Below are 23,539 nucleotides of genomic sequence, written 5' to 3' on the forward strand. Positions count from 1 at the left end.
ATAGCGTTACTATCTTTTTTTACTTCGCAATTGGGACAAAAACATGGGCAAACTGACAGGAAAAGTTGTGGTTATTACTGGCGCTAACAGTGGCATCGGACTGGCATCGGCGAAGCGTTTTGCCGCGGAGGGCGCGCAGCTCTTTATGACGGGACGTCGTGCAGCCGAACTCGAACAAGCTGTTCTGGAAGTGGGCCATAATGCGGTGGGGATACCCAGCGACATCTCTAAAATGCAGGATCTTGAGGCATTTTTTCAGGAAGTTCAGCGGCAGGCCGGGCATATTGACGTACTTTTCGCCAACGCTGGCGGCGGAGATTTCGCCGCTTTGGCGGATGTTACTGAAGCGCATTATTACCGAATTTTTGACACCAATGTTAAAGGCACACTTTTTACCGTACAGAAAGCGCTGCCTTTACTGAAAGAGGGAGCTTCAGTCATACTGACCGGTTCTACCAGTGCCACGACCGGCGTGCCGGCATTTAGCGTTTACAGCGCCAGCAAAGCTGCCGTGCGCAATTTTGCACGGGCATGGATCCTTGAGCTGGCACCGAAAAAGATTCGGGTTAATATTCTGGTGCCAGGCGCAACCTCGACTCCAGGCTGGCATGGTCTTTCACCTGACGAGACATTCAACAGTGAAATGATCCGTGCGGTTGAATCCACCACGCCGCTGGGCCGGCTGGCTGACCCCGCAGAAGTGGCCGCTGCGGCACTGTTCTTGGCATCGGATGACAGCAGTTTCGTTAACGGAAGCGAACTGTTTGTTGACGGTGGCTCAGCGCAAATCTAGTGATTATCTACGCTTAATAAGGCTTTACAGAGGTTCGGTTTCTCCGGGCTTCTGTATCTAAAAGAATATCAGACCCTCTGTGGTGCTCAGCTTCTGATACACCTTCTTTTAGCAAGGTCCGTTCTTCGCTCTTAGCAGACGTTCATCTGACTCAGTCCGCTTTGTGCCAGAAGCGGTCGTACAAGCATCAATCCAGTCGTTCCCATGGTTGCGTGATGAAACAGATGACGAATAGTGTTTTTTTTACGTAAGGTAAATGCTGATTCTGCAGCCAGGTAACGGAAGTAAACATGGGAAGATTTCAGGGTAAACGTATACTGATCACGGGCGGCACCAGTGGCATGGGGCTGGCAGGCGCTCAGCGTATTGTTACTGAAGGTGGCCACGTAGCCATTACGGGGCTTAATGACGAAAGGCTGGAATGTGCACGCAGCTTGCTTCCTGTGACATCGCTTATTCTGAAAAGCGATGCTGCAAGCGAAACTGACATCAACGGACTGGGGGAAGCTATCAGCGGCTGGGGTTCACTTGATGGATTATGGCTTAATGCCGGCTATGCAGAGGTAGGCTCTCCGGAATCTGTTACGGCAGATTCTTTCAATCGTATGATGAACGCTAATGTGCGCGGTCCGATGCTACAGCTGGCAGCTCTCTCCAAATCACTTAATTCAGGTGCATCCGTTCTAGTGACATCATCCTCATCTGTATATTAAGGAGCGGCGATGACAAGCCTGTATGCAGCGACGAAAGGTGCCGTTATTGCTATGGTCAAAAGCTGGGCATCTGCGCTGGCTGAACGCGGTATCCGCGTCAACACGTTGGTGCCGGGTCCGATTGAAACCAACTTCAGGCACTTCATGCCGGAACAGTCACGTCAGCAGTTTGAAGATTTTGTGGTAAGCCATGTTCCTTTAGGCCATGCAGGAACAGCAGAAGAGGCCGCTGCAGTTGCACTTTTCCTCCTGTCCGATGACGCATCCTATGTTACCGGCAGCCAGTATGCTGTAGATGGCGGGCTGGTTCATTACTGAAGTTTTTTGAGAGCTTAAATTCATATGCGCATTCCGGATTACCCTTCACAAGATTCTGATAAATGGGCTCAGGTAGATGCCTGGTTTTCTGAAAAGCTAGCCCCTGAAGATTCAGATTTAAAATACACTCTCGCTAATAACTCAGATCAAGGTTTGCCTACGCATGACGTATCCTCTTTGCAGGGAAAAATGCTGGCTATTTTCATGCAAATGTCACGTGCTGTTCGGGTTCTTGAAATAGGAACGCTTGGGGGGTATAGCACCATATGGATGGCCAAAGCTCTCCCACCACATGGAAGCATCACGACAATTGAATTCAACGAGCATCATGCAGAAGTGGCCAGCCAGAACATTAATAAAGCGGGGCTGGCTGAGCGCGTCACGTTGCACAGGGGAGCTGCGCTTGAGGTCTTACCCACGCTTGATGCTCCTTTTGACCTGATTTTTATCGATGCCGATAAAGTGAATAACCCCCACTACCTTGAATGGGCTATCAGACTGTCGAAACCAGGCACTGTTATCGTAGGAGATAACACAGTGCGCGGTGGCAATGTCATTGACTCCACGAGTGAGGATCCTAACGTTTTGGGCCTGCGAAAATTTGTCGGGATGATTTCTGAGGATGAACGCCTTGAAGCGACGGCAGTTCAGACTGTTGGTGAAAAAGGATGGGATGGTTTCGTTATAGCTATCGTTAAAACCCTATGATGGTATTCAGGAAAACGCACTGACCTCAAATGTTCATTCACTGTTTCTGAACGATAAATAAAAACTGTACTGTTTATGGTGTCTAAAAGTTATATACAAAACGTTCGCTTTTCTCTCATAACGAACATTGTTTGTTGCACATGTCCGCTTTGTGCCAGAAGCGGACTCAGAGTAAAGCTATTCATCAAATCGTTATTCGATTCGTTCCACATTTGGATGACGCTCGGTTGAGGCTTCATGAAAAATATCACTTAGCCAGCCAGCAATCTCACCTTCTGTCATATCATCTGGAATAGCGACGTCATAAAGCCAGGAAAACTTCCTTTCCGTCAGGTCAGCACGAAACACCAGCCACCGATCATTCTAACGTTGAACGCCAAGATGTCGCCCAAAAACGTTATATACCAACATATGCAACCTCCGAGCATGCTGATGAATCTCTGAATTAATGGTATATACGTCTGGGCAGGTCAACGAGAAAAACGAAGATATATAAATGGCCTGCGTCCGATTTTCACTCAAAGCGAACATCAATAGAGTTGCATATCATGGAAATAAAGATTCCGGTAGAAGCTCTCATCCTTTCCCAAAGGAGATGCATACTCTCATTCAGCCGTAATCTTTCATAAGAAATAAAGTTTCTGATAAGCGAACCGATAAAAGCTATGCCTGTCGGTATGATTGCCTCTGTCACTGACAGCGTTTGTCCTTTTAGAAGTGGTTCCCGGCTTTGCCTCCCCTGAGCCGGGATTTTTTATTTCTGTCACCAGATCTGCCGGAGAAACGCTGGTTTTAATCAAAAAAAAATTATCAAACTATGAACAGGTAAGTGCATCGATATGCATTCCCTGTAGTCCGACATTTTACACAAGCCGCATACAGCAATGGCCCACAACTGCCTATGAATGACCCTACAAAAAAATAAAAAATTAGCGTTAACCCACATGTAAAGCTCTATTAAATAAACGTTATTTCAGCCAGGAACATTATGAACAACATCAGAATCGGCACGCGGCTTGGCGCTGCGTTTGCCTTCATCCTTCTCCTTTTGGTCATCGTTGCTTTTACCGGATTTACCCGCATTCAATCCCTCGGAGAGACGGCGGATACGCTTGCAGGCAGCCGCTACCAGAAGGCCTCAACTGCAACCAATCTGCGTTACTATTCAACTGACCTTAGCCGGCTGGTCCGTAACGTTGTCCTGGCGGATGCACCTGACCGTAAAGCCGTCTTTAAAAAAGATTATGACAGGGTACATGATAAAATTACCGCTACGGTTGATCAGGTTGACGCTCTGCTGAAGGCACCAAAAAGCCGGGAACTCATTGCGCAAATTAGGAGCACCGGCAGTCAGTATCTTGCTTTTTCTGATGATGTTGTCGCGCTGGGAATGGCAGGTAAGCGGGAAGAGGCCGCGCAACTTCTTCTTGGTCCGCGCTACCAGACCCAGGTTGACTACCTGAAAACTATTGCAGACCTGGTATCTTTTCAGGAACAACAGATGCAAACGGCGCGTATTGCTGCTGAAGATGAACAACATGCGGCCACCATTCTGCTGACCTCACTGAGTGCTATCGCCGTTCTGCTTGCAGCGGCCGCTGCCTGGCTGATCACCCGCAGTATTACCCGTCCGCTGAGCATCACGCTTGCTGCCGCACAACGTATCGCACGCGGAGACCTGAGTCAGGCCGTCCCTGTCAGCGGACGGGATGAAACCGGCATGCTGCTCACCGCAGTTGCTGAGATGCAGGACTCGCTGGCGCAGACGGTCAGCGCAGTACGCCGGAACGCCGAAAGCGTTGCCGCAGCCAGCCTGCAGATTGCGCATGGGAACACAGACCTGTCTCAGCGCACCGAGGAGCAGGCCAGTGCACTGGAGCAGACCGCTGCTACCATGAGCGAGCTCAGCGTCACTGTCAAAAACAATGCCGACAATGCCCGTCAGGCAGCACAGCTTGCCGTTAACGTGAGGGAGGTCGCCCGCCAGGGCAGTGAGGTGACTTCCGACATTTCCGGAACAATGAAATCTATTGGCGAAAGCTCAGGCCGAATTGCCGATATCACGTCAGTGATTGACAGTATTGCTTTCCAGACCAACATACTGGCCCTTAATGCGGCGGTAGAGGCGGCGCGTGCAGGCGAACAGGGACGTGGCTTTGCCGTCGTCGCCGGTGAGGTGCGCACGCTGGCCAGCCGCAGCGCCACGGCCGCCGGTGAAATCCGTCAGCTGATTGAGGCAAACTCGGCAAGCGTAAGTGCAGGCAGTACCCTGGCGAGCCGGTCTGTGACTACGATGGCGGATATAGTGTCATCAGTCGGTCAGTTAAGTGACACCGTTGAGGAAATTACCGCTGCAAGTGCCGAACAGGCCCGCGGTATAGAGCAGGTAGGCATTGCCGTAACCGGGATGGATAGTATGACGCAGCAGAACGCGTCGCTGGTCGAAGAATCGGCGTCAGCCTCACAGAGTCTGCGCGAACAGGCATCACTGCTGCTGCAGTCGGTGTCAGTGTTCACGCTTGCTGCAGTCTCACATCCTGCAGCCACCCGGCATGTAATCGCATCTGTACCAGCCACAGTGAAGAAAGAAGCGCCTGCTGATACAGACGGAAACTGGACTACCTTCTGATATCTGGCTGCGTCCTGCAAAGCGCAGCCTCACTCCTTTTCCGTATTGACTCTTAAGAACGTCCGCTTTGTGCCAGAAGCGGACATTAGTGATCATTGGTCGGCCACTTGCTGAGCAGCAACATGACATGCCCTATATGTCTGTTAGTATCCGCATATTACTAATGTTTCTGGGTAAGACTGACATGTCTCAAATAACCATCCATATTCTGAATGCTCAGGAAAAACTCACTGTTCACAGTAAATGGCTGAGAACTAACCTGACCGATACCTACGTCCAGGTCACAAGGTTGATGCCGACTCCTTCAGTAGACGTCATAGTTAAGTCCGGGAAGTTTGTTATCCCTGAGAAAGGGCATGTCGGTTTTTGTCCTGAAGCTGGAGTTATTTATATAACAGTCGATCCGGAAAATCCTGCATTCTGCAAAAACGTTGAGAACTCCCTTGAACGTATGTTTGCTCATGAACTTCACCATGCTGCGAGGTGGGCAGGACCGGGATACGGCTCAACGCTGGGCGAAGTACTAGTCTCTGAAGGACTTGCCGGGCATTTTTCTCTTGAGCTTTTTGGTGGTAAATCTGAGCCCTGGGAAAGCCTCATGACTGATACTGTTAAGCCCTACTATCCACTCATGCTTGAAAACTGGCATCGTACTGATTATGACCATAATGCCTGGTTTTTCGGAACTGGAGATTTACCAAGGTGGCTGGGTTATACGGCAGGTTTCAACCTGATATCCAGGTATCTCGCATCATCCCCAAACTTGAAAGCATCAATGCTGGCGAACATAAATGCTGAGGAGTTAAAGGCTTTTATATGAAGTACATACTTTTATTTCTCTTAAGCTTTTATTCAACTTATAAGCGAAAATCTCATGGTCCGCTTATCGCTCATAGCGGACGTTCATCTGACTCCATCCGCTTTGTGCCAACAGCGGACGTTAAAATTACATTAGCATGCTAATGCCAAGGGAACGGGTCCCCACTGCAAATTCCCGGCTCAAAGTATATTTCATAGTCATTACTGAACAGCGTACTGATCAAAGGGTACTAAGTTTTGTATGTTCAATAAGATTAAGAAGATGCTTTGCAAACTGCCTCGCTGCCTCTTCATTCGATATCATGTACTCCTCATGAAGCACGTTCCTGAAACGAATCGACAAGATTCCGTAGATGGCCCAAGGGATCGGATGATTATCATTAAAGCGCCTGTCTGGCCCACCATTTTTGTTCGCGTACCGCCACGTGTTACCTTCAACTTTGCTATCTGACGGAACGCTTTCGGTTTCAGCAAACCGTGTTCGCGCAAAGTCTAACTCCACGTCGGAAATTGAAACTACTGCGAACCGGGATTCGTTTTCGATTAGCAGAAAACCAGGGAAAATATAAACATCCCCCCCATTGCGGTTTTCCAGATGCGGAACCATTTTGAACTCGTCATTTTGGGAAGCTGGAAGACAGTTTGGTCGCCCCATACTGAACCGTACATCTTCACGTGAAACCTCTTTATCCGCCTGAGTGCGCTGCCTGACCTTGTCTGTTTCACGATATGACAGTATGTCCCAGATCTTCTTGCTTCGAGATACAGTCCCGAATGACTGAGTGAGCGCGCGATAATGCGCAAGAATTTTCTCGTCTCCTCCCCAGTTAAATATTAAGCCCGTGCTTTCTAGGGCAGCCTGCCCGCTCTCAATATACTCGGCAGTGGAGTGTACCTGGTCTCGAAGCTTACCAAGCTTTTTGCTAAATAGGCTTCGCAGGATAATCATGCTGTAGAAACTGGCCTTATTGTCGAGCTTTTGCTTCTTATTCTTTAATTCTCTGAGTTGTTTAGAAATTTCCTGACGTGTTGTTTCTGCCTGATTGATCATATCCGCGAGATCTGACATTCCCATTTCACCAATGGTATCAATGTCGGCGCTCACCACAGGAGTCACTGAAAGGTCAATATGTTCAAAAAAGGGAGGAGGAGAATGTTCGGATTCAAAAAAAACAGTTGGAGAGATCGAGTCATCCTGAGAGCTTGGTTTTTTTCCACCGATTTTATGGCTATATGAAATGCCAGAACCTGGAATACCAACAGTGGCTCTTGCTCCTCTCTTTCCCCCAAAATTGAGTGTTGCACCCGGTACACCTACTGACCAGCTAGTGCCGCCCGAGGACACGTTTAGATACAGGCCTGGCGCAATTTTTAGGCGCTTCCTAAAACTTAATCCCATAAACCCTCCTATGTATTAGGAATAATCCTAACATGTGGGTGTGTTAAAGGAAGTGATCACCAATATAAAAAATAAGGCATTTGCAGGAGATTAATGTCCGCTCTTCGCTCATAGCGGACCTTAGCCTGCCGCATTTCACTTTGCTGCCAGAAGCGGACGCTGAAGCCGTAATACCATCTTTGCATGATGTAACAGATGACGGTATGTGCATATTTTTCGTAAGGTAAACAAAATCTGATCAGGAATTTATTAACCAGTAAGGATGATTGCCTATGCTAACCCCCACACTTACAACAGATCAGTTGCTTTTAAAACCATTAGTCGCCGAAGATGCTAAGCAGATCCAGACGCTTTATCCCCGCTGGGAAATAGTCCGCTATATGGTGGCATCGGTCCCCTGGCCTTATCCAGAGAATGGTGCAGAGAATTACGTCAATAACGTTGCTCTGCCTGACATGGCGAAAGGAATTGCATGGTTCTGGACTATCAGAAATCGTGAGATACCAGATAAAGTCATGGGCTTGATCTGTCTTTACGACGAAGAAGACAACAATCGCGGATTCTGGCTCGCACCGGAATATCAGGGTCAGGGTTATATGCGTGAGGCTAGTATTGCGGCTACAGATTACTGGTTCAATGTGTTGAATAAGCCGGTGTTACGCGCACCTAAAGCAGCCCTTAACAGCCGCTCTCAGCGTATTTCGGTCACTAGCGGAATGCGGCTTATCAAAACTGTTAAGAAGGAGTATGTCAGCGGCCTTCTGGATTCTGAGCTTTGGGAAATCACCCGCGATGAGTGGAATGCTCTAAGAGTTCAATGATACCAGTAATACAAAGTCCGCTTCTCGCTCATAGCGGACCTTGCAGCACGTATGTCCGCTTTGTGCCAACGTTACGTAAGGAAGGAATTAAGCCATCCCGTAGGATGGCTTATGGAATACTGTTACTGAGATGACAGGCCTAAGAAATGCGCCTGGCAGCACGCCGTTTACAGACATATAAAAAGCACTTAACAGAAATTTTAACCAGCGTTTGTGCGGAACACGCTAACCGCGTCCCTCAGATTAGCGGCTCGACTTGCAAGTTCATCAGCAGACGATGCTGATTCTTCAACGAGCACGGCATTCTGCTGTGTGACCTGATCCATCTGAGTAACGGCAATATTTATCTGCGATACGCCTGCACTCTGCTCTTCTGAAGAAGATGAAATCTCTCTCACCAGCTGTGCTGTCTGTTCAATCGCATCCATACTCTCCTTCACTTTTTCACCTGCATCCCGGGCCATCGAAATGCCCTGCTCAGCATTCTCCACAGACTGTTCGATCAGTCCTTTAATTTCTTTCGCCGCGCCAGCCGAGCGCTGTGCCAGCGATCTGACTTCCGCCGCAACAACCGCAAAGCCCTTACCGTGCTCACCGGCCCGGGCAGCTTCAACAGCCGCGTTTAACGCGAGAATATTCGTCTGAAACGCAATCCCATCAATGACAGAAATGATTTCCTTAATCTGCCCTGCACTGCTGCTGATTTTCTCCATGGAACCCAGCACTGATTCCATTGCCTGACCGCCACGCAATGCCGCGCTGGTAGCCGAGCTGGCCATTTCTGCAGCATGGCGGGTGTTTTCAGCATTGTTGCCGATGATCGAAGAGAGTTGTTCCATACTGGCGGCTGTTTCAGCCAGCGATGCAGCCTGTTCTTCCGTCCTCGCAGAAAGATCGCCGTTACCGCGGGCAATCTCCTCAGATGAGGTGGCAATGGTGACAGCATTACTTTTAATGTTTTCTACCGTCACCGTCAGGCGCTGACTCATCTGCAGTAATGCCTTAAGCAGACCGGCTGTTTCATTGCGTCCTGTCACGGAAAAAGATGCGGTCAGATCGCCTTCTGCCACTTCAAGCGCAAGCTTGGACGCGGCACCGATAGGTCGTGTTACAGAACGGATAATAATCAATGCGAAAACGACAGAAAGCAGGACCATAAAGAGAAGAACGCTCAGCAAACCATACTGTGCATGCCGGTGGTCCGTAATCTGCTGGTTCAGCATGTCATTCAGTTCATTACCGCCCGCAATCGCGTAGGTGCTGAATCTGTTAATCGCGCTGGTAAAAAGTGCGGCATAGTCCTGAGGACTCTGATTCGTCATACTGCGGCTAATAAATAACTCACCTGCAGTTTTCAGGGCATTTTGGGCTTCCTGTACGGCCCCGTCGGCATCGGCACTGAATTTCTGCTTCAGCCCTGTATCAGACGAAAAAAGCTTCTCTGAGTCCTGAGCAAACATATCCAGATTATAGGCACCCGTGCTGATTAATGATTCCATACGGACAGAGTCAGCCTCACTAACGGCTTCTTTCCTGGCAAGCAGTGAAGTCCCGAACGCACGAATTTTACCCAGACTTTCGGTAAGCTCAGGCAATGATGAGAAATTGCTGGTAATCAGGCGGTACGTACTGATATCTGAATCAAGCGACAGACCGTAAAAATCCAGCACGTCGCGGTTTGTGTTAAGAAGTTTGCGGATGAGTTGCGCATGTGCGTCAAGGCTGGCCGTTTGATCCAGTTTCGAAGCATCAATGTCCTGCTGCAGCGCGTCCCACTGTGCACGCACCCCATTAATTTTATCGATTAAACCCGCACTGCCTTCTGTCTGCGCCATCTCTTTCTTGATGACATCGGTGATAGTAACAATGTCATCTCTAACACTTAGACGCGATGAGGTGGCAGGATTTTTTTGCGCAATAGCGAGGGCTGTTTCAGCGCGATGGCGCTGTATCAGATTCAACAGGGCAAGGATTTTGTTTTCAGCAGGCACTCCTGTTACTTCTTTCTGCTTGTCCTGAATATATTTATTACCTTCTGACACAAAAAGCACGGTAGGAACTGAAAAAAGAACAAGGCAAAACAAGCCCAGAATTGCAAACTTAGCGGTAAGATTAATATTGTTAAGAATATTACTCATTTTTACATCCTGCTGAATTAATTATTATAAGAACAAAAATAATGCAGATTGAAAGCATCTTAATCATCATTATCGGTTAACTGTTCATTAACTTTATAGCAGGCGTAAGAAAGGGAATGTTTAGGTTGAATTGCAACAAGGTCTAACCTGTCACCCAGTAATTAGCCCATGCTGATGTTACTAATTACCTCATAAGAGGTAGGAAAGATTGTTAATATCAATTTCTCTCTTAACGAGTTTTATACATGATTCATGTCCGCTTTGTGCCAAAAGCGGAAGTTGATCATGCGGCTTAAACGCAAACCATAAACGACAAACCTCTTGTGATTGCACCTAATGGCTGTATATTTAAACAGCACTTTAATCTATAAGGACATTTTAAATGAATGATATTTTTGAAGGGATAAATTTAGAGATCTGCGCAAATCCTAACGCCGAGCAATTAATCCCGATTGAAGAAGGTCTTAACAATTTCAATGATTTAATGACGGGAATGAGTGATCGCCTGCCATTATCTGTATTATTAAAATCAAAGACTAGCGGTGAAGTTCTAGGGGGAATGCAGGGGCGTTCTTCGTTGGGTCTACTTTTTATAGATCTCTTCTATCTACCACCGGAGTTTCGGAGTAAGGGGATTGGTACAGAAATCCTCTCACACTTCGAGAAGGAAGGAAGAAGAAGAGGCTGTACTGCAGCATTCTTATACACAATTAGCTTTCAGGCCCCTGAGTTCTACAAAAAGCACGGTTGGGAAGAATTTGGACGTATAGACTGCAAACCCGAAGGAACAAGCCGTATTTTTATGAAAAAGGCTTTATAAAAGGTCTGCTTTTCGCTCATAGCGGACATTGATCTCTGCATCAGTCCGCTTTGTGCCAAAAGCGGACGTTAAGGTTGCCAGCTCATACCTTAGCGCCACAGGTGCGTATATGGTTAGTTTCAATTATCAGCATCAGCATCAGCATTGGACGGATGAGCAGTCAGGCATCATCCGCTGGTCTTTGTCTCTTGCGGGGGCATGCCCGGAATTGATCAAAGTTGAAATTCCTGCGATGGGTGAGCTGACGATACCCGCTTCTGCAAATGAGCATCTTTCCGGGCAAACGTTTGGATGCTGAATGGCTACCTTGATTTTCATGTCAATCATCAGACACATCATCTACATGCCGGTGACTGTATAGCCCCTACCTTTGCAAGCGAGTACCGAATGAGCAATCCGGATAATGAGCAGAGCTGCTCTTACATCGTGGCTTTTAGCCAAAAAAATCAATAATAGTTTCTGTGTCACAATTGTTACATCTTATTAGCCATTCTTAAACGCAAAAGGGGGTATGGCCTTCCCTGATTATCCCGCTCGGAACGCCCTGAGACCTGAAACCCCATATGTTGATAAAATCCGACGGCCTGCTGGTTTTGTTCATTTACATCGATGCTTAACTCTGGATGCAGCGCCAGAGCATGTAAGATCAACCGTTTTCCGACGCCAAGTCCGCGAGCAGAGGCAGCTACAAAAAGTGCCTCCAAATGGCCCTCATGCAAAAACATAAATCCAAATAGTTGGTCATCATGATTTGTTGCAACCCATACAGGAGTTTCTGAGAAAAAACCGACAACTTCTTTTTCGATTTCTTGTCTGTCATGAGCTGTCAGAAAGTCGTGGGTAGCATCCACCGAACTCTTCCAGATTTGTATGATTTCTGACGCTTCAGATGGTCGTGACATTCTGATATCCAACATTTTTCAACCTTAACGTGAGCTTTATTTTGAGTAATAACGTACGAAAATAGCTCACTTAAATTTACTAAGGTGAAATAAAATTCACAATAGTAGTTTAATTTCTATGACTTATCATCGTGATGAGAAGTGCTAATACGCTGGTTAGTACGATTCCCTTTATCATCATCAACGACAATGCTCCTAAGCTTTTTCACATCGAACTTCCGCTTCTCGCTCTTAGCGGACCTCACTATGCTGACATATCTGCGCTATGCCTGATGAGGCACTTAAAGAGAGCCGTATAAGGTCAACTACCACGTTGTTTCTCTAATCGAATATAAGCGCCATCTAACGTTGTCATATTACCCCAGCCAAGGTGCAGGTAGAATTTAGCCGCACGGCTGTTTTTATCGGTTTCCAGCCAGGCAACTTCGTGATGTTTGAACAACGCCTGTTCCGCAATCTCTGTAAGTCTGCGACCAATGCCTCTGCCTTCATAATCAGGAAGGACAAAGAGACCAAAAAGAGAGCCTTTTTCCCTTAAAATCATCGAAAAGCCCACTGCTTTATCATTATCTGTCGCAACCCATGCGCAACGACTCTCTTCGATCATATTGCTCACGGTACTTTCGGCTATGCCCATCTCCTGCATCTCTTCACGGCTCAGGTGATTTTCGACAACAGACGTTCTGATAGTAAAAATACTTTCAACATCAGATAATTGAGCTGGTCTTATATTGATATTCATTAGTCTTATTCCACATATAAAATCGATAAATTTTGAGAGTGATATAATCCTGTCCTTTACAGAAGCATAGAACCTTGGGCGAGCTCAATACCGCACGTCATGTCCGCTTCTCGCTCATAGCGGACTTTACATCAAGTTAGTCCGCTTTATGCCAAAAGCGGACGTTGCCTGCATCATGGCATGTTAGTTTTCGGGGAGCAGGTCACTTTCTTTCTTCACTGCTTATGTGCAGTAACGTTTCTGCCGGTTGATTGAGTTCCGTATCGCTCGGGGAACTGTCATCTGCACGTAATAGGCGCATGCCATTTATGCACAAATTGACAGGCGATAAGGCGAGGCATCATTTGCCAGTAGAAGACATGTTACTGGAGAGGGGGATCAGGGTTGTTATGAAAAAGAATGTACAGGGTTCAGGGCCTGCAATAGCTGAGTGCATCCGCGATAGCAGCTCCCTTCGGACGCTCTTACGAATGCCACTTGATGAAACTGAGTTGGTGGTCCGTATTCTTGTGCGCATAACCAGCCTGTTTTCAACCGGGATACAGCCAGTCGTTACCCGGCATTTTTTCTTAGCAGCAATCCTGAATATTCTGCGTCTCGGGGTGCAGCCTGTCCTCCGCGGTGGTATGGGATAACGGCTTGTGTTTCCTGAATGGAGCTCATTTTACTGGTACAGCTGACCCGCCGGCCGGATATACGGCCTGATACTGGAGGTATAAGGCGCAACAGCAGGACTAATCTGCGCAGCATCAGTGCTACGCCGTTCACATGGTGTCTGCAGGATAAATCATTTTCCTGACACAAAAGAAAAGCGAGAGACATTACCATGCATAAGAAAACAGGCCTGCTGACGGCCATCATCATATTTGTGAGCTTTCCGGCAGCCTCCGCCGTCCGTGACGCTCTTCGCATCGGGGCCGACCTGACTAATCCCCCGTTTCAGTACAGGGACAAGAACGGGGAGCCGGGGGGGTTTGAAATTGACGTCACGAAGGCTGTATGTAAATCCGTTAACGTCAGATGCATCTATGTCGTCAATACTTTCGATGCACAAATTCCGGCGCTGCTGGCCAGAAAAGTGGATGTGATACTGCCACTCGGCGTCACCAGGAAAAGACAGGACGCTATCGACTTCAGCCGTTACGTATTTCATTTACCAACCCGTCTGGTAGCCAGAAAGGAAATTCATCTTCTGCCTGAGACGCAAAGCCTTAGGGGAAAAAATATTGCCGTACAGCAGGGCAGCATTCAGGAAGCGTATGCGGATAAATACTGGCGGCCTGCAGGTGTGTTTGTAAAAAACTATCCTGACCTTGAGGCTATATACGAGGACCTTTATGCCGGCCGGGTGGAGGGGGCCCTGGTACCTTCCGTTGCGCTGACATATGGCTTTCTTCGGACGCCCCAGGGCATTGATTTTGAACTGAAAGGGCCGGAAGTGACGGATGCGGATCTGTTCAGCAGGGGATCTGCTTACGGCATCCGTCAGGGTGACAGCAGCACGAAGCGGCTGCTCAATAAGGGTCTCGAAAACATTATCCGCAACGGCACCTATTCCGTCCTGCAGAAACGCTATTTCGACAATCAGGATTTGAGTGTAAAAAATCCATAGAAGCTGCTCCCTGAAAATATGCCGCTGCCGTAAAGCAAAAATAACCTGTGGCCGCGCAGGATAAGTACCTGATACTCCTGTGCGTACAAAGCCATAACTGCTTTGAACTGAACCCGCCCGGCTAATGACCACTTCTCAGATTGTTTTTATGAGCATTGCTACCGCCTCATTGCCCGGCATATGAAACTGCTCCCGGTGCCGGGCCACCAAGTCGAGCGCAAACACCTTTGTATAGACCTCGGTGGACTTCATGCTCTTATGAACCATCAGATTCTGCAGCGCTTTCAGCGGAATGCCCGCAAAGAGCATGTGCAAGGCGTAGCTGTGGCGGAAAGTATGCGGCGTCAGCGGCACGGAAAACGTGACTCCGTCACCAGCGGCTGCGCTGGCGGCCTGTACGGAGTCCTTTAACAGCGACATGAACGATAGCAGATCGCCCGGCCTGGTAACGGATCTGCCTGGCTTTCGCTTTCATGCTGGTCTCCGCGCCCGCCTTTCGCAGGACTATGCGTATATCAAGCGTCGCTGTATGACGACAAAGAACATCTCACCACGCCGGTCACAGTTTGCGTGCCAGCAGTCACACTGTAGGAAAATGCACAGCACATCAGATACCATATGAGCGCATAAAACGATACTCTTCTGAATAAAATGCAGGGATGTCAGGTTATCCTGAATGAGATTTACTTTTGACTAAAACGGAATTCGCTATGCCTAAACGTATCAAGAACAGCCGCTGGTCCGGTTACGATCCCCGCTACATCTATTCGCTCGTTGTGCGGCGTTATTTCGTGGAAATGAAAACGAAAACAGAAATTGCTGAGGAGCTGGAGATTTCGCGGTTCAAGGCTGCCCGTCTGATTGATGAGGCGATTCAGCAGGAGTATGTGAAGTTTCTGTTTCCGAAGCAGCAGATGCTGGATGAGGAAATTGCGCACAGTCTCTGCCAGAAATACGGCCTGCAGAACGCGGTTGTGCTTTCGGTATCTGAATCCTGGGCAAGTCAGGAGCAGCTCAATGAGAAGCTGGGTGGCATTACGGCCAGTTATCTCAGCAACTACCTCACCGCAGGAATGACGGTCGGCATTGCCTGGGGACGGGTATTATCCAGCACTGTGAACCAACTGACCAGCCTGCCGGCGCTGGATGTTGTGCAGCTGTCAGGTGTGCATCCCGGTATAGAATTCAGCCAGGGACCGATTGATCTCATCCACAGGCTGTCGACCATCTCGCAGGGAAAGGCGCATCCTATGTATGTTCCAATGTGGGTGGATGATGAAAGCCTGGCAGAAAAGCTGGCCAGCGATCCGGCCGTGATGGACACCCAGCAGTATTATTCCCGGCTGGATGTCGTGATCACGGGCATTGGTGCCTGGAAAACGGGATCGTCAAGCCTGTGTGATATTTTTCCGGAAGAATGGCAGGCGCCACTTTTCCGGGATGATATTGCGGCTGACGTCTGCATAACGCTCGTTAACAGCAAAGGAGAGATCCTTGACAGTCCGATGAGCCGGCTGGGGTTCGGGATTTCAACAGAGCAGCTGCGTAATACCAAAACCGTGATTGGCGTAGCAGGAGGAGAGCAGAAATATGAAGGCATCGTGGCGTCGCTAAAATCTGGCCTGCTTGATGTGCTGATCACGGATTTTGATACGGCAGTGAAGCTCGCTAACGCCTCATGATTACGACTTAACCGGCTTTCATTAAGGGCGCCGCAGGCGTCCTGGTCATGCTTTTCCATTATGCCGCGTCATTTCCCCCTTTATCCTCATCATCCGGGCGCTTCCTGCAACGCCAACTTTTTTGCCCTGCCGTTTGCCCGATGACCTCACGGATTCATTTTCATTCTGACGGCCCGCGGTATGCCACGCGTGCTGAACGGCGTGACGGCCTGTTCTATCTGCAGTAATTGCACTACCGGAGTGCAGACCTCTACTTCTGACACACATTATATTTAACTATCTGTTTTTAAATAAATAAGAATAATTTTTAAGGCAATCTTATAACTTTATTTTGCTCATATGAGCTTTTTTTATTTTGCTCTTTTGTGGTTTATTGTGATCGGCCTTTGAATTTTGCGCTCTGCACGTTTTTGCGTGACGGCGTTGTGCTATAAATTGCTCATATGATTTAAATTTATCGCTCATGTGAGCAATGGCGTGATGCGGGGAGGTATAATGACGACAGTAGCGGTAGACGTGGCAGACGGCGCGGCGTTCAGAAATTACGACGAGGTGCTGCAGCATATTCATCAGCGCCAGCATGCAGAAGGGACAGTAAAAGCGTCGTATCTGGACGCGCTGCGTGAGCGTGAGGCCATGTATCCGACAGGTATTCTGCTGGAAGGTTATTCAGTGGCAATCCCGCACTGTGACAGCAGTCATGCCCGCAGGCCGTCCATTTACATTATCCGCCTGCCTGAATCTGTTGAGGTTCATCAGGCTGATGGCGATGACAGACTGCCTGTCAGACTGGTTATCAATCTGGTCGTGACCGAACCTGCGGATCAGCTGCAGCTGCTCAGGGCCCTGTTTAATAATCTGCAGGATGGGGAGTTTTACCAGCAGTTGCTGGAGCTGCCGTCCGGAAAGGCGAAAGCGTTATTTATTTCAAAAATTATGCAATAACAACCCCGGAGAAAAATGATGATTAATATTCTTGTAGCCTGCGGAAGTGGGGTGGCCACGTCAACCCTGGCGGCCGACGAGGTTAAATCTGTGTGTGCTGAATATGGTATTTCTCAGTACAAAATTAACAAATGCAGCATGTCAGAGCTCCCCTCTGAATTACAGCATGCCGATATTGTTTTAACCACAAATAATTATAAAGGCGAAATCGGTAAGCCCCACATGAGCGTGGCAGGTTTTATCACCGGAATTAATGAAAGTACCTTACGCAAAAAACTGGGTGAATTGTTAACTGAGCTTGCCGGGAAATAATAACAGCATACCGAGGGTGTCAGGATGGAAACGTTAAAACATATAATGCTGACAATAACAGGCATGGGCGCAACCGCTATCCTGCCGCTTGTCATCTTTATTCTGGGCCTGGTTTTCCGGATGAAAGTGGGTGCCGCCATTAAATCAGGTATAACCGTAGGTATCGGTTTTATAGGTTTAGGCTTAGTCGTCAATCTTCTGAGCACCTCCCTGCAGCCGGCTATTGCGTATTATTCGAAAATCGGAAGCGGTTTTACCGTGGCTGACATCGGCTGGCCTGCCGTGGGCGCGGCGGCCTGGGTGGCACCGTTTGCTGCGCTGGTCGTGCCGGTCGGTATCATTCTGAACCTGCTTCTGGTCCGGCTTAAGCTGACCCGGACCCTGAACGTCGATATCTGGAACTACATGCATTTCCTGGTTCCGGGCGCGCTGGCGTACTTTGTATTCGACAGTTTCATGATCGGTTTTGGCGTGGCAGTGGCACTCAGCGTTATGGCACTGTTCATCGGCGATCTGATTGCCCCCCGCTGGCAGAAATATTATGGCCTGGAAGGCACAACCTGTACCACCGTGATCCATACAGGCTGGACGCTGCCCTTTGCGCTTATAGTCAATAAAATCATCGACCTTATTCCGGGCCTGAACAGAATAGATCTGGATCTGGAGGGCGTGCAGAAACGACTGGGCGTTTTCGGTGAACCCGCGATTATTGGCATCATTGTCGGCTGTCTGCTGGGGCTTCTCACGAAACAGCCGGTGACTACCGTAGTGCCTATGGCGATGGGCGTGGCCGCCGTAATGGTCCTGCTGCCCAAGGTGGTTGGCGTCCTGATGGAAGGCCTGTCGCCGATTGGCAAAAGCGCCAAAGAAATCATGCAGCGACAGATGGGGAAGGATGCTGAGCTGAACATCGGTATGGACTGTGCATTGGCACTAGGCGATCCGGCAACCGTCACCGTTACCGTCATTACCATCCCGCTGACCATGCTCTGTGCACTGGTTCTGCCGGGGATCATGATTTTCCCCATCGGTGTTCTGATGTCAATTATCTATATGACGACCATGACTGTTATGGCCTGCAAAGGGAACGTCGTGCGTTCAGTTATCACAACCCTGCTCTTCACTATCGTCGTGATGTATCTCGGCGGGTATGTGGCGCCGGGCGCGACCCGGTTCCTTCATGGGGCAGGTGTGGGCTTACAGGGTCAGGGAACCGACTTTGTATTAACCGGCCCCTGGGAAGTCCTGACGTACTGGCTGAGCACGGTATTCCATTGATCCCAAGAGATGAGGTTCGCTTACCATGGCACAGATTTTACCTTCAATTTTCGGTGCAAACATCCTACGCCTGGAGGATGAGATCCGGTTTTTAGAAGAAGAAAATACAGAAATACTGCACGTTGATTTAATGGACGGCACATACGTAAGTAATATCGCGTTCGGGCCTAACCAGATCACGGCGATGAAAAAAGCCAGCAGGATGAAGTTTGACGTCCATATGATGCTGGCCGATCCGGAAAAGCATATTGATGCCGTCATCGGTACCGGCGCGGAAATGATTTCCGTGCATTATGAATCAACGCCACACGTACATTATATTCTGCAGAAGATCCGTAAAGCCGGTCGAAAAGCGGGAGTGGTCATTAATCCAGGCACACCTGAAGGTGTGCTGAGCTATCTGCTGGACGACATTGATTACATCCTTATTATGACGATTAATCCGGGCCAGCCGGGGCAGACTTTTATCGAAAAAAGCCTGGAGAAAATCAGTAACACCCGAAAAATGATTGCGCAACGGAATATTCAGATTGAGGTCGATGGCGGCATTAATCTGACCCTTGCGAGTAAAGTTAAGGAAGCCGGGGCTGATTTAATCGTGGTTGGCGGGGCGTTATTTAACGAGGACCCTGCATCAAGCTACCGGGAATTAAAAACTGCCATGCTCTGAAAGCGAAGTTTCTGTTAACAGGGCACCGACATATTAATTAACAGCATTCATATTATCCGGGCTGGGTGAGCGTCTTCTCCCGCCCAGGCGAGGTTTCAGGAGAAAAGACTGATGAGTAATTTTAAAGGGAAAGTCGTGCTAATCACGGGTGGCGCACACGGGATCGGTAAAGGCATCGCAAAACAGTTTGCCGCGCGCGGAGCGCATACGGTCATCGCCGACTACAACGACATTAACGGCCGTCAGACTGCCGAAGAACTGACATCGGAAAACGTGACGTCGCTGTTCATAAAAACGGATGTAGCCGATCCTCAGGCGATGGTGGATGCGCGTAATACCGTTTTCGCCACGTTTGGCCGTATCGATATTCTGGTCCTGAATGCAGGCGTCGCATTTGCCAATAAAGTCAGCGATATTACATTCGAGGAGTGGAATAAAACGCTTTCCATTAACCTGAGCGGTTTATTTAATACGGTTAAAGCGTTTTATAATGACTTTCTGACTAACCAGGGTGCCATTGTCTATATCTCATCGGGATCAGCATTGTCCGGAACCGGCGGCGGCGTGAGTTATCCGGCAAGTAAAGCCGGCGGTGAAGGCCTGATACGCGGCCTGGCGAAAGAACTGGGCCCCCGAGGCGTTAACGTTAATGCCATTGCGCCACGCCTGATCGACACTGGCGAAATGATGCGTGTTAACTACCCTACGCAGGCCGATCTGGACGCCGTGCTGGAGAAAATTCCGGTCCGTCGCCTGGGTACCGTTGATGACGTGGCGAATCTGGCCGTTTTTCTGGCAGATAAGTCGAACTCTTACATTCAGGGTCAGACCATCCTTATGGATGGCGGCCGTACGGTAGCCTGACGGGAGGATAGGGCATGGGCGTTCAGGAAAACACGATCAGCATTCTCAGGGAGCTGAAGCGTAATGCACAGGATATCGATAACGGGCAGGCGTTGCAGCTCATTGACCGGATCCGCAGCGCAAACCACATTTTTCTGCAGGGAGCCGGACGCAGCGGAATAGCCATACGGGCATTCGCTAATCGTCTGATGCACCTGGGGTTACCGGTAAGCGTTGTGGGGGAAATTTCCGCTCCGCATTCACGCCCGGGTGACCTGTTGATCATTGGTTCCGGCAGCGGTGAAACGGTAAGTCTTAGAAGTCTTGCGCAGACGGCCACAGAAAGAGGCGTTGAGGTTGCGCTGGTTACCCTGAAAAAAGAGTCGACGATTGGTCAGTTGGCCGGATGCGTACTGGTCTTGCCAGGTACCGTGAAAACGGGACATGCCAATCAGGCGGGGCAGTTTTCACAGCCGATGGGGTCGGCCTTTGAACAGCTCTGCTTCATCACTTATGACGCCATCGTACTTGAGCTGATGAAGCAGATGGGAGAAACCAGCGAAACGATGTTTGAACGGCACGCTGATTTTGAGTAATAGCCCAGAGCGCTTCCCCGGAAGCGCTCATTTGTTTATGACATCCCTGAAAAAGAGATAATCTGCCAGAAGTATCGCCCCTGGAGGGTATCTGGAAACGTTGTCAGGCAGGGAGTATCAGTAACATGAACGGATGTGATACTGCCCAAAAGCCCACTTACTGCCGTCAGTGCTTTGAGGCAGGCCCCGGCCTGGGTTATGTGGCAGGGGCCTGGTGTAACGCTAAGAAAGGTGTGTTGAACGCCAGGCTGGCAGCCATTTACCGCAGCAGGTTAAGCAGCCGTTTCTGAGTGTTCCCAGGCGGCTTTACGCAGGTCGGCAGGTTTAAGATCACGCGCGGGCACGATCACACCATCGCACCTGCCGTGGCGGAACACCGTAATGTTATCGGCCACGTCCAGCAGCTCCTCTTCCTCGCTTGAGACCACAATGACGCAGCAACCTCTGTCCGCCAGCTGATGGATAATGCGGTAGATATCGGCTTTGGCTCCGATATCAACCCCCTTGGTCGGCTCATCCAGCAGTACCAGGTTAGCATTCTGGGCAATCACCCGGGCGAGCAGCACCTTCTGCTGATTTCCACCGGAGAGGGACTTAATCGGCCCATCCAGCGAACCTAGCGTATTCATTTTACTCAGCAGCGCCGCCGCCGCCTGGCGGGCGGCGCCGTGGCTGACGAAGCCACCGGCACGAAATTTTTTCAGAACAGGCAGAGTGGCATTGGCATAGCTCGACATCTGAGGAATAAAGCCGTCTTTTTTACGTTCCTCGGTGAGGTAGGCAATCCCCTGTGCAATGGCCCTGGCGGGGGAGGTGGGGTGATAAACTTTATGCCCCAGACGTATTTCACCGCCGGTTACGGTTTCAAGACCAAACAGCGTCTGGCACAGGCGCGTCCGGCCGGCACCGGCCAGTCCGTAAATCCCCAGGATCTCGCCGCGGTAAGCCTCAAGGTTTACCCCCTTGAGGCGATCGGTCTGCAGATTACTTACGGTAAGCCAGGGCTTGCCCAGCGCCCCCCGGATCAGGCCGCGGCTGTTAGCCGCCGCCTGATAGGCATTCGCGTCGCCGACAATAGCGTCGATAATGGCGCTTTTGCTCAGCGTTGCTTTACCTTCGTTATAGATCACGCGGCCACCGCACATTACGGTTGCTTCATCACAGACGCCAAGTACCTCGTCTAACTTGTGAGAAACCAGCACGACTCCAATCTGCTTTTCACGCGCGATGCGCTGTACCGCCTGCAGTAACGCCTCTGCCTGCGCACCTTCCAGTGCGGTCGTGGGTTCATCGAGAAACAGGAACCGCGCCTCACGATCGAGGTTAGACACCACTTCCAGCATCTGCTTGTCAGGATGTGACAGGTTTCTCACCAGCTCCGTCGCGCTGAAGCTCAGGTGATACTCTCTCAGCACGCTTTCGGTATGCGCGATCATGCTGTCGTCATCAATAAAACCGTTTACTTTCCGCCGCTCACGCCCGAGGAAAAGGTTCTGCCAGACACTCATGCCGGGAATGAGCCGGAGTTCCTGATAGACACAGGCGATACCACTGTTCAGTGCATCGCGGGGTGAGGCCAGATGAACCGGTTCATCCCCGATAGTCAGCTCCCCGCTGTCCGGCGAGTTCACACCGGCCAGTATTTTGAGCAACGTAGACTTACCTGCGCCATTATGGCCAAAAAGGCCATGGATCTCGCCAGGTCTGACGCTGAAATCCACGCCGTGAAGGACCTGAACCCCCGAAAACCCTATTTTTACCTGCTTCGCCACATAATTCATTTTTCTTCACCTTTTACCGGATCAGTACGCTGAGCCCATCACGGAAGCCGCATTATCTTTGGTGACCAGCAGTGGCGGATTATTGATCATGGCAGGAACCTGCTCACCGCTCAGGCTTTTCCGGGCATTTTCGACCAGCAGTTGAGCCAGTTTAACTGGCTCCTGAATTGCACCGGCTTTCAGGATGCTGTTGTCCTGAACGGCTTTAACACCCTCCTTATCCACAAACGCATACAGCTTCACCCTGTTACTGACCCCCAGCTGCTGAATAGCCGCCAGCGATCCCAGAGCGGAAGGTTCAGTATCTGAGTACACCACATCAATTTCCGGCCTCCCCTGAAGCATCTCGGTCGTCACCTTAAGGGAGGTTGTTTCTTCGACCTTGCCATTGACCAGGGCAACAAACTTAATATTTTTGTTGGAGGCTACGGCTTCTTTGAAGCCTTCGTCGCGCGCGTTCGCGGCAATGGAGGTAGGTTCTCCCACAATACCCACCGTGGCCGGGCTGTTTTCACCGATATCTTTCAGCAACTGCTGACCAATCAGCCTGCCGCCTTCCCGCTGATCGGTCTGCACTCCCTGAACCAGGACCACGCCCTGTTGCTTCAGCCCTGCGGGGTCGGGAAGGATATTCACGGCAAACGCCGGTATTTTTGCCAGATTAAGCTGGCTGATGATGGAAACGCAGGGTCCGGAGGAGACACAATTCACCGCCACCGCATCCACTTTCTGTTCAATGAAGTTCTGAACCTGCGACAGTTGTTTAGCGTCGTCGTTATCCGCAATCGAAATTTTTACGTTCATACCCTGGGCAGCCGCACTGTCTTCAAAGCTTTTTTTCATGGCCACGTAATAAGGATTGGTAAGATTAGGCAGCGTCACGCCCAGCGTTTTTTTGCCGGGGCCGGCTGTTGATTCTGCATCATCGCGGTTACAGCCTGACAGCAGGCAGGACAGGGCAACGACCGCTGCGCAGGCGGATAAGGTGGTACGGATTTTCATGGTCATCTCCGGAAAA

Annotated in this window: 21 protein-coding genes and 3 pseudogenes; 16 read left to right on the top strand and 8 right to left on the bottom strand. The window is 49.6% G+C overall.

Annotated elements, in window-relative coordinates; genetic code table 11:
* Positions 1–43 precede the first annotated feature (43 nt).
* The 3 genes and pseudogenes from AC6I77_RS19420 to AC6I77_RS19430 all read left to right on the top strand — a co-directional run bounded on the left by AC6I77_RS19420 (position 44) and on the right by AC6I77_RS19430 (position 2,532).
* On the top strand, positions 44–793 hold the full coding sequence (locus AC6I77_RS19420; RefSeq protein WP_008924508.1) for an SDR family NAD(P)-dependent oxidoreductase: 750 nt from the start codon (positions 44–46) through the stop codon (positions 791–793).
* A gap of 290 nt (positions 794–1,083) precedes the next feature.
* A pseudogene (locus tag AC6I77_RS19425) lies at positions 1,084–1,824 on the top strand (SDR family oxidoreductase).
* A 24-nt stretch (positions 1,825–1,848) separates the two neighbouring features.
* The gene (locus AC6I77_RS19430) at positions 1,849–2,532 is read left to right on the top strand and encodes an O-methyltransferase (protein WP_008924511.1); all 684 of its coding nucleotides are present in this window, start codon (positions 1,849–1,851) and stop codon (positions 2,530–2,532) included.
* 192 nt (positions 2,533–2,724) lie between these two features.
* On the opposite strand, the gene AC6I77_RS19435 is transcribed toward AC6I77_RS19430, so the two are convergent.
* Complete coding sequence (locus AC6I77_RS19435; RefSeq protein ID WP_419721761.1) at positions 2,725–2,883, bottom strand: DUF7661 family protein; 159 nt, start codon at positions 2,881–2,883, stop codon at positions 2,725–2,727.
* A 637-nt stretch (positions 2,884–3,520) separates the two neighbouring features.
* Between AC6I77_RS19435 and AC6I77_RS19440 the strand changes: the two genes are divergently transcribed.
* On the top strand, positions 3,521–5,161 hold the full coding sequence (locus AC6I77_RS19440; RefSeq protein WP_008924512.1) for a methyl-accepting chemotaxis protein: 1,641 nt from the start codon (positions 3,521–3,523) through the stop codon (positions 5,159–5,161).
* A 184-nt stretch (positions 5,162–5,345) separates the two neighbouring features.
* Positions 5,346–5,981: a DUF2268 domain-containing putative Zn-dependent protease gene (locus AC6I77_RS19445; protein WP_033742887.1), complete on the top strand. Its 636-nt coding sequence runs from the start codon at positions 5,346–5,348 to the stop codon at positions 5,979–5,981.
* 219 nt (positions 5,982–6,200) lie between these two features.
* On the opposite strand, the gene AC6I77_RS19450 is transcribed toward AC6I77_RS19445, so the two are convergent.
* Positions 6,201–7,379: a DUF4236 domain-containing protein gene (locus AC6I77_RS19450; protein WP_008924514.1), complete on the bottom strand. Its 1,179-nt coding sequence runs from the start codon at positions 7,377–7,379 to the stop codon at positions 6,201–6,203.
* A gap of 272 nt (positions 7,380–7,651) precedes the next feature.
* Between AC6I77_RS19450 and AC6I77_RS19455 the strand changes: the two genes are divergently transcribed.
* Complete coding sequence (locus AC6I77_RS19455; protein ID WP_008924515.1) at positions 7,652–8,200, top strand: GNAT family N-acetyltransferase; 549 nt, start codon at positions 7,652–7,654, stop codon at positions 8,198–8,200.
* Between the two features lie 200 nt (positions 8,201–8,400).
* Here the strand turns inward: AC6I77_RS19455 and AC6I77_RS19460 are convergent, their stop codons facing one another.
* Positions 8,401–10,338 (bottom strand): methyl-accepting chemotaxis protein, encoded by a 1,938-nt coding sequence (locus AC6I77_RS19460; protein WP_008924516.1) that lies wholly within the window; start codon positions 10,336–10,338, stop codon positions 8,401–8,403.
* 382 nt (positions 10,339–10,720) lie between these two features.
* Between AC6I77_RS19460 and AC6I77_RS19465 the strand changes: the two genes are divergently transcribed.
* On the top strand, positions 10,721–11,158 hold the full coding sequence (locus AC6I77_RS19465) for a GNAT family N-acetyltransferase (RefSeq protein WP_008924517.1): 438 nt from the start codon (positions 10,721–10,723) through the stop codon (positions 11,156–11,158).
* 133 nt (positions 11,159–11,291) lie between these two features.
* Positions 11,292–11,611, top strand: a pseudogene (locus AC6I77_RS19470) (cupin domain-containing protein); the annotation flags it as partial.
* Positions 11,612–11,631: 20 nt separating this feature from the next.
* On the opposite strand, the gene AC6I77_RS19475 reads toward AC6I77_RS19470, so the two are convergent.
* The gene (locus AC6I77_RS19475; protein WP_008924519.1) at positions 11,632–12,075 is read right to left on the bottom strand and encodes an acetyltransferase; all 444 of its coding nucleotides are present in this window, start codon (positions 12,073–12,075) and stop codon (positions 11,632–11,634) included.
* A 286-nt stretch (positions 12,076–12,361) separates the two neighbouring features.
* Positions 12,362–12,802: a GNAT family N-acetyltransferase gene (locus tag AC6I77_RS19480; protein ID WP_105099822.1), complete on the bottom strand. Its 441-nt coding sequence runs from the start codon at positions 12,800–12,802 to the stop codon at positions 12,362–12,364.
* Positions 12,803–13,628: 826 nt separating this feature from the next.
* Between AC6I77_RS19480 and AC6I77_RS19485 the strand changes: the two genes are divergently transcribed.
* A complete protein-coding gene (locus AC6I77_RS19485) occupies positions 13,629–14,414 on the top strand; it encodes a transporter substrate-binding domain-containing protein (protein ID WP_039661687.1) in 786 nt (261 codons plus the stop codon).
* A gap of 135 nt (positions 14,415–14,549) precedes the next feature.
* Here AC6I77_RS19485 and AC6I77_RS19490 read toward each other — a convergent pair.
* A pseudogene (locus tag AC6I77_RS19490) lies at positions 14,550–14,810 on the bottom strand (tyrosine-type recombinase/integrase); the annotation flags it as partial.
* A 314-nt stretch (positions 14,811–15,124) separates the two neighbouring features.
* Here AC6I77_RS19490 and AC6I77_RS19495 point away from each other — a divergent pair.
* The 7 genes from AC6I77_RS19495 (at position 15,125) to hxlB (ending at position 20,740) form a co-directional block, all read left to right on the top strand.
* The gene (locus tag AC6I77_RS19495) at positions 15,125–16,096 is read left to right on the top strand and encodes a sugar-binding transcriptional regulator (RefSeq protein WP_008924523.1); all 972 of its coding nucleotides are present in this window, start codon (positions 15,125–15,127) and stop codon (positions 16,094–16,096) included.
* Between the two features lie 495 nt (positions 16,097–16,591).
* A complete protein-coding gene (gene gatA / locus AC6I77_RS19500) occupies positions 16,592–17,041 on the top strand; it encodes a PTS galactitol transporter subunit IIA (protein WP_110411889.1) in 450 nt (149 codons plus the stop codon).
* Between the two features lie 18 nt (positions 17,042–17,059).
* Positions 17,060–17,353 carry a PTS sugar transporter subunit IIB gene (locus AC6I77_RS19505; RefSeq protein ID WP_008924525.1) on the top strand — a complete coding sequence of 98 codons (294 nt, stop codon included), beginning with the start codon at positions 17,060–17,062 and terminating at the stop codon, positions 17,351–17,353.
* A gap of 24 nt (positions 17,354–17,377) precedes the next feature.
* Complete coding sequence (locus AC6I77_RS19510; protein WP_192377945.1) at positions 17,378–18,631, top strand: PTS transporter subunit IIC; 1,254 nt, start codon at positions 17,378–17,380, stop codon at positions 18,629–18,631.
* 25 nt (positions 18,632–18,656) lie between these two features.
* The gene (rpe, locus tag AC6I77_RS19515; protein ID WP_039661679.1) at positions 18,657–19,301 is read left to right on the top strand and encodes a ribulose-phosphate 3-epimerase; all 645 of its coding nucleotides are present in this window, start codon (positions 18,657–18,659) and stop codon (positions 19,299–19,301) included.
* 111 nt (positions 19,302–19,412) lie between these two features.
* On the top strand, positions 19,413–20,165 hold the full coding sequence (locus AC6I77_RS19520; protein WP_039661677.1) for an SDR family NAD(P)-dependent oxidoreductase: 753 nt from the start codon (positions 19,413–19,415) through the stop codon (positions 20,163–20,165).
* A gap of 14 nt (positions 20,166–20,179) precedes the next feature.
* On the top strand, positions 20,180–20,740 hold the full coding sequence (hxlB, locus tag AC6I77_RS19525; protein ID WP_192377944.1) for a 6-phospho-3-hexuloisomerase: 561 nt from the start codon (positions 20,180–20,182) through the stop codon (positions 20,738–20,740).
* Positions 20,741–21,012: 272 nt separating this feature from the next.
* On the opposite strand, the gene AC6I77_RS19530 is transcribed toward hxlB, so the two are convergent.
* On the bottom strand, positions 21,013–22,521 hold the full coding sequence (locus AC6I77_RS19530; protein ID WP_192377943.1) for a sugar ABC transporter ATP-binding protein: 1,509 nt from the start codon (positions 22,519–22,521) through the stop codon (positions 21,013–21,015).
* Between the two features lie 21 nt (positions 22,522–22,542).
* The gene (locus AC6I77_RS19535; RefSeq protein WP_039661674.1) at positions 22,543–23,523 is read right to left on the bottom strand and encodes a substrate-binding domain-containing protein; all 981 of its coding nucleotides are present in this window, start codon (positions 23,521–23,523) and stop codon (positions 22,543–22,545) included.
* Between the last annotated feature and the right edge of the window lie 16 nt (positions 23,524–23,539).

It is taken from the genome of Pantoea sp. X-Soil-ISGK-259 (genome assembly GCF_059730705.1).

What these genes read in the sequence shown, in the direction of transcription:
- AC6I77_RS19430 (WP_008924511.1), top strand. Translation starts at nt 1,849, where the DNA reads ATGCGCATTCCGGATTACCCTTCACAAGATTCTGATAAATGGGCTCAG.
- AC6I77_RS19480 (WP_105099822.1), bottom strand. Translation starts at nt 12,802, where the DNA reads ATGAATATCAATATAAGACCAGCTCAATTATCTGATGTTGAAAGTATT.
- AC6I77_RS19475 (WP_008924519.1), bottom strand. Translation starts at nt 12,075, where the DNA reads ATGTTGGATATCAGAATGTCACGACCATCTGAAGCGTCAGAAATCATA.
- AC6I77_RS19460 (WP_008924516.1), bottom strand. Translation starts at nt 10,338, where the DNA reads ATGAGTAATATTCTTAACAATATTAATCTTACCGCTAAGTTTGCAATT.
- AC6I77_RS19455 (WP_008924515.1), top strand. Translation starts at nt 7,652, where the DNA reads ATGCTAACCCCCACACTTACAACAGATCAGTTGCTTTTAAAACCATTA.
- gatA (WP_110411889.1), top strand. Translation starts at nt 16,592, where the DNA reads ATGACGACAGTAGCGGTAGACGTGGCAGACGGCGCGGCGTTCAGAAAT.
- hxlB (WP_192377944.1), top strand. Translation starts at nt 20,180, where the DNA reads ATGGGCGTTCAGGAAAACACGATCAGCATTCTCAGGGAGCTGAAGCGT.
- AC6I77_RS19440 (WP_008924512.1), top strand. Translation starts at nt 3,521, where the DNA reads ATGAACAACATCAGAATCGGCACGCGGCTTGGCGCTGCGTTTGCCTTC.
- AC6I77_RS19530 (WP_192377943.1), bottom strand. Translation starts at nt 22,521, where the DNA reads ATGAATTATGTGGCGAAGCAGGTAAAAATAGGGTTTTCGGGGGTTCAG.
- AC6I77_RS19505 (WP_008924525.1), top strand. Translation starts at nt 17,060, where the DNA reads ATGATTAATATTCTTGTAGCCTGCGGAAGTGGGGTGGCCACGTCAACC.
- rpe (WP_039661679.1), top strand. Translation starts at nt 18,657, where the DNA reads ATGGCACAGATTTTACCTTCAATTTTCGGTGCAAACATCCTACGCCTG.
- AC6I77_RS19420 (WP_008924508.1), top strand. Translation starts at nt 44, where the DNA reads ATGGGCAAACTGACAGGAAAAGTTGTGGTTATTACTGGCGCTAACAGT.
- AC6I77_RS19510 (WP_192377945.1), top strand. Translation starts at nt 17,378, where the DNA reads ATGGAAACGTTAAAACATATAATGCTGACAATAACAGGCATGGGCGCA.
- AC6I77_RS19485 (WP_039661687.1), top strand. Translation starts at nt 13,629, where the DNA reads ATGCATAAGAAAACAGGCCTGCTGACGGCCATCATCATATTTGTGAGC.
- AC6I77_RS19535 (WP_039661674.1), bottom strand. Translation starts at nt 23,523, where the DNA reads ATGAAAATCCGTACCACCTTATCCGCCTGCGCAGCGGTCGTTGCCCTG.
- AC6I77_RS19520 (WP_039661677.1), top strand. Translation starts at nt 19,413, where the DNA reads ATGAGTAATTTTAAAGGGAAAGTCGTGCTAATCACGGGTGGCGCACAC.
- AC6I77_RS19465 (WP_008924517.1), top strand. Translation starts at nt 10,721, where the DNA reads ATGAATGATATTTTTGAAGGGATAAATTTAGAGATCTGCGCAAATCCT.
- AC6I77_RS19495 (WP_008924523.1), top strand. Translation starts at nt 15,125, where the DNA reads ATGCCTAAACGTATCAAGAACAGCCGCTGGTCCGGTTACGATCCCCGC.
- AC6I77_RS19445 (WP_033742887.1), top strand. Translation starts at nt 5,346, where the DNA reads ATGTCTCAAATAACCATCCATATTCTGAATGCTCAGGAAAAACTCACT.
- AC6I77_RS19450 (WP_008924514.1), bottom strand. Translation starts at nt 7,379, where the DNA reads ATGGGATTAAGTTTTAGGAAGCGCCTAAAAATTGCGCCAGGCCTGTAT.